General features: G+C 56.7%; 4 protein-coding genes and 1 pseudogene. 3 read left to right on the top strand and 2 right to left on the bottom strand.

Features of this window, described 5'->3' with window-relative positions; genetic code table 11:
- Positions 1-161, top strand: a pseudogene (locus PAECUDRAFT_RS26820) (IS256 family transposase); the annotation flags it as partial.
- Between the two features lie 605 nt (positions 162-766).
- On the opposite strand, the gene PAECUDRAFT_RS14880 reads toward PAECUDRAFT_RS26820, so the two are convergent.
- Both PAECUDRAFT_RS14880 and PAECUDRAFT_RS14875 read right to left on the bottom strand, forming a co-directional pair.
- Positions 767-4,537 (bottom strand): DUF11 domain-containing protein, encoded by a 3,771-nt coding sequence (locus PAECUDRAFT_RS14880; protein WP_006038930.1) that lies wholly within the window; start codon positions 4,535-4,537, stop codon positions 767-769.
- A gap of 183 nt (positions 4,538-4,720) precedes the next feature.
- Complete coding sequence (locus PAECUDRAFT_RS14875; RefSeq protein WP_006038929.1) at positions 4,721-5,806, bottom strand: Gfo/Idh/MocA family protein; 1,086 nt, start codon at positions 5,804-5,806, stop codon at positions 4,721-4,723.
- Positions 5,807-6,020: 214 nt separating this feature from the next.
- Between PAECUDRAFT_RS14875 and PAECUDRAFT_RS14870 the strand changes: the two genes are divergently transcribed.
- Positions 6,021-7,010, top strand: coding sequence for a Gfo/Idh/MocA family protein (locus tag PAECUDRAFT_RS14870; protein WP_006038928.1), 990 nt, complete (start codon positions 6,021-6,023; stop codon positions 7,008-7,010).
- Complete coding sequence (locus PAECUDRAFT_RS14865; protein WP_006038927.1) at positions 6,997-7,974, top strand: AraC family transcriptional regulator; 978 nt, start codon at positions 6,997-6,999, stop codon at positions 7,972-7,974. The genes PAECUDRAFT_RS14870 and PAECUDRAFT_RS14865 overlap by 14 nt, the downstream gene beginning before the upstream one ends.
- Positions 7,975-7,995: the final 21 nt, after the last annotated feature.

Below are 7,995 nucleotides of genomic sequence, written 5' to 3'. Positions count from 1 at the left end.
AAAAGATTATTTATTTGCAAGCACTCGACTACAACGAAAAATGGTGCGGTAGAGCGATACGGGGATTTGTCGACGTTGATACGAAGGCGAAGCTTGAACAAATGTATCTGGAACGATACGCCGCGAATCACCCCAACCTAGAGCTTACACAAACTTCTTGACGCTACCGGCAGCCGCCGCGCCCCGGCGCGAATAGGGCACAAAAGTCTGCCCTATCAGCACAGCCGCCGCGCCTCGGCGCGAAGAGGGCAGAAAAATCTGCCCTATCGGAGCAGCCGCCGCGCCCCGGCGCGAATAGGGCACAAAAGTCTGCCCTATCGGAGCAGCCGCCGCGCCTCGGCGCGAATAGGGCAGAAAAATCTGCCCTATCGGAGCAGCCGCCGCGCCCCGGCGCGAATAGGGCAGAAAAATCTGCCCTATCGGCGCAGCCGCCGCGCCTCGGCGCGAATAGGGCACAAAAATCTGCCCTATCGGCGAAGCCGCCGCGCCCCGGCGCGAATAGGGCAGAAAAATGTGCCCTATCGGCGCAGCCGCCGCGCCCCGGCGCGAATAGGGCACAAAAGTCTGCCCTATCGGCGAAGCCGCCGCGCCTCGGCGCGAATAGGGCAGAAAAATCTGCCCTATCGGAGCAGCCGCCGCGCCTCGACGCGAAGGGCACAAAAATGTGCCCTATCGGAGCAGCCGCCGCGCCCCGGCGCGAATAGGGCACAAAAATCTGCCCTATTCACAAGGCTCGGCCTGCCCGTCTATAGCGCGTCCGCCGCGCCTACTCCTCTTCCTCCAGAATCAGTACCGTGACCGGGTTCGACTGTGCCGCGCTTGGCACACGCCGCCCGTCCGGCGCGACATAGTCGAACGTGATGCTGGAGGTGTTGACGGTATGCGGATTTTCCGGCTCGCGAACGGCTCGAGCTGCAAAGGTAACGCGCACGTTGTTTTTCGGCCCAATCGAACCGAGCGAAACGCCGCGGGCAGGATTGGCGCCCGGCACGACTGCGCCGCCTACGGTTAGCGTGCCGTCGATAAACGACAAGCCATTCGGCACGATATCCTGGAGCACGACGCGATCAAACGGCGTCGTACCGGGATTGGAGATATCCACGGTATACGTAACAGCGCCGCCGACGAACACTTCATTCGCGCTGACCGACTTTACAATAGACGGGGGAGCGAGCACGACAACGGTTACCGGATTCGTCAGAATCCGTTCGTTGAAGCTTCTGCCATCCGGCAGCGTAAATTGCAGCAGCATGTTGCCTTGGTTGACGAGCACGCCCGAGGGCGGATAGAACTCGACCTTGAGCTGGAAGGTGATCACGTTCGTGATGCCGGCTTCAATCGTTCCGAGGAACGTGCCAGTGAACCGGTTCGCGCCCGGAACCGGGAAACCGTTCAGCGCGACGCTATTTTCAACGAACGAAGTGCCTTCCGGCAAAATATCAAACCATGTCGCCAGCGAGTTAAAGCTGCCGCTGTTGGTTATGGTGGATCGGTAATTAATAATATCGCCGACAAAAACGAACGGCTGCAGTGCCTGCTTGGTCGCTGTAAGGGTAGGCTGCGTAATGCTTACGCTGACCGGATTAGACACAGCTGTCTGCTCGATGCCGTCGCTCGTAAACCTTGTAGTCGATACATCGCTAATCACGCCCGAGAGAGGCACGGCGACGACAGCTACCTGAAATGTAACGACTGCGGTTCCGCCTGCGGGCACCGTCCCGATATTAATGCCGGCGGCCAAATCCCCTGTAATCGGAACGCCTCCCAGCTTCAAGCTGCCGGACACGAACTGGCCGCCAGGCGAAGAGCTGTCCGTAACGATCGTATCGAGTGAATCGACCGCGCCAAGGTTTGTCACTTGAATCGTATAGTTCAGGACATCGCCGACCGCCGCGGTTGGGCTCGACACGGACTTCGCGATGCTGAGCGTGAACTGCGTATTTTGCACGATGACAATGTTGGAAACGCCGTCTCCGGGCAATGTTGGGCGTCCCGGTGGCGTATAGGTGAAGGTTTCATTGGCTTGATTGACATAGAATTGATCTGGCGGCGACGCTGTCATAAGCACATCGTAGGACACTACGACGGAGCCGCCTGGGGCAATCACGCCGACTGGAATGCCCGTTATCGGGCTCGCTGCGGGAGCGAGGACGCCATCGATCATGACGGTGCCGGGCACGAATGCGGAAAATGCGTTCAACGGATCAAACACGATGGCGCTATCGTAAGCGATCGATCCTGTGTTCGTTGCCGTTATGCTGTAGTTCACAACATCGCCGACATTCGCGGTAGCAACGCCAGCGCGTTTGATGAGCGAAACCCCCGGAGTGATGACCGGAATCGTAACGGGATTGGACATCGACTTGAAGGTTTCCGTACCTGCGGTGAACGTGACGGTAGCTTGGTCGGTGAGCGTGGCCGGATCGGGCAGGGAGTCGACCTTCAGCTGGAAAGTGACGATCGCGCTTGCGTTCGGAGCTAGAGTGCCGATTGGAATGCCGGTCAACGGGCTGGCGGCAGGGCTCGGATTGCCTCCGACGGTGACGCTGTTAGGGACGAAGGATGAGCCGGCTGGAACATTGTCCGTCACCACGACCTGCGTTAGCGGAAAGGCATTGTTGTTTGTGAAGCTAACGGTATAGGTGATCGTCTCCCCGACGATAGCGCTTGGCAAATCGGCCGATTTGATCGGTGCTAGCATCGGGCTCGTAACAGGGATGTCGACTGGATTCGAGATGACGGCGCCTGGGATATTGCGGCCGTCGGGCAGTTGGGCGATGAAGTCGGTCTTAAATTGATTATGAATCAGATTGTTCGGCGGGGCTGCAGTTACGAGAAGCTTGTAGGTAATCGTAATCGTCTGTATGAGATTCAGTACGCCAACATCGATTCCGACGTTCGGATTGTCGCCAGGCTGATTAATCCCGTTAACGAATACGCTGCCGGCGACAAAGGTTGTTCCAACCGGAAGCGGGTCGGTTATGATGGCCGTAATGGCAATATTGCCTACATTCGTGACGGATAACGTATAGGTGATCGTATCGCCAATGATCGCATTCATGAGATCTGCCGATTTTTCGACGGCGATAAGCGGCAGGAGGATTGGGATTTTGACCAAGTTGGAAGGCACGGATGTTGAGATGGGCTGCGAGTCGGGCGTCGGCTGGAAGGTGAAGGCTGCGAATGCCTGATTGACTAGCTGAGGCGGCTCGGGAACGGAGACGACTTGCTCGTCGAACATGATGGTCACGGTCGTATTAGGGGCAATCGTGCCAATGGGAACGCCTAGAAGCGGATCGCCGCCGGGCACTTGTACCCCGTTTACTCTTACGCTGCCTGGCATGAAGGCTGCGCCGTCAATCGTTCCGTCGAAGAAGACGACGGCGGTCGCATTCACCACGCCTGTGTTTTTGATTTTGACCGTATAGGTAACGATGTCGCCTACGACGGTTACGCTGCGATTGGCGGATTTCTCAACCTCCAGAATGGGCTGCGCAATATCGATCTGAATGCCGATGGAGTCGACGAGGTATCCATCGCCGTTGGTCGTCAATCGGAATACGGCGGTCGTCTGAGCATTGCTGAGGGTAGGGGAGATCGACACATTCGTAATATCCCAGCCTTGGCGTCCGCCAACGATGTTAAAGCCCGGCTGTCCGTTGACCTGGTTGCGCGTGCCGAAGGTGCCGCTCGTGTCGAGCGTTCCATCGTCCTTATTAAGCTGCGAAGCGAAGAAGTTGTTCACGAAGTTATTCGGCCCGGATAGCGTCATTAACGAGCCGGAGTTCGGCCCGAACAGCATTTGGTCGCCGGTTTTATTGGCATCGCCTTCCTGCGCGCCGACGAGCGCCCGTCCGTTCAGCGTGCCTAGGAATGGCGTGGCGAAGCCGGAAATGGGCGTGTCGACGGGACCAGATGTGGCCAGAATGACGGTCGCCCCGACCCGCAATGAAAGATTGCGCAGCGGCTGCGAAGCGTTATGATAAAAAACCGCTAGCGTCCAGCCTGCGTGGTTGGAGGTAGGATCCGGTATGACGATGGTCCCGACAACGCCGCTTGTCGTATAGGTGCCGGCACCTGCGCCCGCTACTAGGCTCGTCACATCCGCAGAGCGGACATAGGCGGAGACCGGGCTTCCGCCCGGATCATTGCTGACGACGACTTCCATTGCGGTAGCGGATGCAGGCGTAATGCTGAATGAGCCGACAGGCGTCTGGAAGCCGACGGGGTCATTGATGAACGCGCTCAGATTGACGCCGTTATTGATATAGGTGCCTCCCCAGATCAGCTCCGCATAGAGAACGGTGGAGCCGGGAGGCAGCTGCAGGACGGCAGATGAATTGTTTAATGCATAATTGCCGGTTGTTCCTGCTGGATAAGTGCCGAATGTCAGTCCCGTATTGGTCGTGACGAACGCGCCGATGCTGTCGACCGTACCGGGAACGGCCACGCTGTTCGAGCGGCTAAGCCCGAGCGTGTTGCCTGTGAAGGTAGCCGCTCCGTTCGTATTGATGAAAAACCGGTTTACAAAAGGCATTCGTCGCAGCCTCCTTTTCCCTAACTACCTGATATGTATGCGCACTGCTGTGAAGTAGAATTTGCGGACAGCGTAGGGGCAGTGCGATATGGGGGAACGGTGCGACAACAAGCAAGGGAGGGGCCAATGGCCCCTCCCTTGTTATGAGCGTATTCCGATTCTTGTCAGCCAGCGAGCGTAAGGCTAGCGGTTGAAATAGACGGTTTCACCTGTGCGTGCGGACGTGTAAATCGCTTCGAGAATTTCCGTAACGACGAGCGCCTGCTCCGGCTTCACGATCGGCTCGCGGTCGAAGCGCACCGCATCGATCCAAGCCGCGCATTCTACGTCGATATCCTTCGCTGATGCGCCATCATAGAAGGCAACGCCGCCTGCTTTCAGGTCAACCTCCTTCACGAACAGACGACCATCCTCTTCGCCGTTGAAGCGAAGGCCGCCCTTCATGTCCGCGCCGCCCTCCGTGCCGCAAAGCGTGCATTTGGCCTCATCCACATCCAACGAATTAAGCGCCCAGCTCGCTTCGAGCGAGATCGTTGCGCCGTTTTCCATTTTGATAAAGCCTACTGCCGAGTCCTCGACCGTGAACTTTGCCGGGTCCCAAGGCCCCCAAGCGTTCGCTGCGTTTTCCTTGGAGCCGAGCTTATGGAAGACCGAGCCTGTAACGGATAAGGGCTTATAGTTGTCCATCATCCATAAGGTCAAGTCGAGCGCATGCGTACCGATGTCGATGAGCGGGCCGCCGCCTTGCTTCTCCTCGTCTAGGAACACGCCCCATGTCGGGACGGCGCGACGGCGAATCGCATGTGCTTTGGCGTAGTAAATATCGCCGAGCGTCCCTTTTTCGCACACTTTTTTGAGATGCTGGCTGTCTGGGCGGAAGCGGTTGTTGTAGCCGATCGTCAGCTTCTTGCCTGTCCGCTTGGCTGCGGCGAGCATGGCACGCCCTTCTTCGGCCGTCTTCGCCATCGGCTTCTCGCACATGACATGCTTGCCGGCTTCCAGCGCGTCAATCGTAATGAAGGAATGAGAGTCATTCGGCGTCAGCACATGCACGATATCGATGCTTCCGTCTTGGAGCAATTCTTTGTAATCCGTATATATACGGGAGTTTTCGCTGCCATATTGCTGCTTGGCGGCTGCAGCGCGTTCCTCCTCAATATCGCAGAAAGCGACGATTGCAACATGCTTGTTTTTGCTTAATGCCGGCAGGTGCTTGCCATTGGCGATGCCCCCGCATCCAATAATGCCAACCCGTAATTGTTCGCTCATCGTTGTCCTCCATGTCCAAGCCGGATTTGGTTACGCCATTACTATAGGTTTGACTCATATTTGGAGTCAATATGGCTGCGGAAAAGTTGTTAGGCATGTCGTGATCGTATAGTTTTTATGTCTTTAAGTTCTAGTGTTCGTTTGCTGGGCGGTGTGCTACCGTAGAGGGGAGTCGTAATTGTGGAGTTTTCATTGCAAAGGAGCGTTTGTCATCATGCTAAAAGTCGCAATGCTGAGCTACTGGCATGTACATGCCTGGGATTATACAGAGAACGTATTAAATCACCCCGACGCAGAGGTCGTGGCGGTATGGGACGAGCTCCCTGAACGAGGGAGGGAGGCGGCAGCGAAGCTAGGCGTGCCGTTCGTCGCTAATTTGGACGAGCTGCTCGCTAGGGAGGATGTCGACGGCGTTGTCGTAGATACGCCGACGAACATGCACGGGGAAGTAATGGTGAAGGCCGCGCTAGCGGGCAAGCATATTTTCACCGAGAAGGTGCTGGCGCTGACGACAGCGGAAGTGAAGGAAATTCTAGCAGCGGTAGAGTCGTCCGGCGTGAAGCTGACCGTGTCGCTGCCGCGGTTGAACGATTGGTACACGCCAGCTATTCAGCGGATCCTCAGCGAAGGGCTGCTCGGGCGCGTGACCTACGTGCGCGTTCGTTTATCCCATAACGGCGCGACAGCGGGCTGGCTGCCGGAGCACTTCTACAATCGCGAGCAATGCGGCGGCGGCGCCCTGATTGACCTTGGCTGCCACCCGATGTATCTGACTCGGCTGTTCTTGGGCATGCCGGAGCAAGTGAGCGCATCGTTCGGATACATGCTGGGCAAAGAGGTGGAGGACAATGCGGTGGTCACGCTGCTCGGGCCTAATGGCGAGATCGGCGTAGTTGAAGCAGGCTTTGTGAATGCGCATTCCCCGTTTACGATTGAGCTTCACGGCACGGAAGGCTCGCTGCTCTATGGTACGCCGGAAGATCGAATTCTGTATCGAAGCAGTCGCACGGGCGAAAAGCAATGGATTGAAGCTGATCGCGGAGCGGGCCGCAGCTTGGCGTTCGAGCAATGGGTCGGCCATATTCAGGACAACACAGCCGCGACGGACAACATTCGGATGGCGCGGGATTTGACCGCGCTGATGGAAGCGGCTAACCGTTCGGCAGCCGAGAAGAGGGCGGTACATCTCGATGAGCTTGACTGAACGAAGCCAGCGTCCGTATCCATTCGCGGTCATGCAAGAAAAAATGGATGCGCTGGAGCGGCTGGAGCTCCATTTTAAGTGGGGGAGATACGGCATTCGGGTGCTGAAGTGGCATTTGACGACGTTTAAGCCCGGCCAACTGATAAAGTTTCATAAGCATTCGGAATTCGAATTTCATTTCATTCCTAGAGGCAAAGGCAGCGTCACGCTCATTGACCAAACGTATATGCTGAGCAGCGGCATGTTTTATTTGACGGGACCGGGCGTTGTCCACCAACAGACGGCGGATGCGCGAGGCGGAATGGACGAATTGTGCCTGCATGTGGACATTACGCCGCTGCCCGACGACGCTTTATCGGAAGGATGGGGCGACGAGTGGGAAAACCGGGAATCGGATGCGTGCATGCAAGCGCTAACCGATTTTCCGCTTCGTCCATTCATGGATCAGCATGATGCGATGGCAAGCTTCCTGCAAGCGTATATGGCTTGGCGTACCGGAGAGCTGGGCGCATATACGACGATTCGGCAGTCGCTTATTCAGATTCTGATCCGGGCGGCCAAGTCGACGGTAGACCCGAACGGCCAGCAGCTGCTGCCAGCGCGGGACATTCAAGCGCATCGGTTCGAGATGGCGCTGCAATATATGCATGCCAACTATGCGAGCCCGCTTACCTTGCAGGAGGTTGCGGATCGTATTCAGATAAGCGTCCGCCAGCTGCAGCGTATTTTCAACAAGTTTGGCATCGAATCGTTTAGCGGCTACCTCGAGGATTTCCGGCTGCAGCGCATTTGCGAAGATCTGGTTGGAACGACCAACACGGTCGAAGCAATTGCGATTAGCCATGGGTTTATGAATAGCAATTATTTATTCCAGGTTTTCAAGCGCCAGAAGGGTTTGACCCCTCTCGCTTACCGTTTGAAGCATACGCGCAAGCTGGATGGACCACAAAATCCACAACCTTAGGGTTGTGGATTTTTCTTGTTT

It is taken from the genome of Paenibacillus curdlanolyticus YK9 (genome assembly GCF_000179615.1).
GTDB classification, from domain to species: Bacteria; Bacillota; Bacilli; order Paenibacillales; family Paenibacillaceae; genus Paenibacillus_T; species Paenibacillus_T curdlanolyticus.
This window is presented reverse-complemented; position numbering and strand designations above follow the sequence as displayed.

Excerpts from the sequence above, each read along its gene's own strand:
- PAECUDRAFT_RS14880 (WP_006038930.1), bottom strand. The coding sequence starts at position 4,537 with ATGCCTTTTGTAAACCGGTTTTTCATCAATACGAACGGAGCGGCTACC.
- PAECUDRAFT_RS14875 (WP_006038929.1), bottom strand. The coding sequence starts at position 5,806 with ATGAGCGAACAATTACGGGTTGGCATTATTGGATGCGGGGGCATCGCC.
- PAECUDRAFT_RS14870 (WP_006038928.1), top strand. The coding sequence starts at position 6,021 with ATGCTAAAAGTCGCAATGCTGAGCTACTGGCATGTACATGCCTGGGAT.
- PAECUDRAFT_RS14865 (WP_006038927.1), top strand. The coding sequence starts at position 6,997 with ATGAGCTTGACTGAACGAAGCCAGCGTCCGTATCCATTCGCGGTCATG.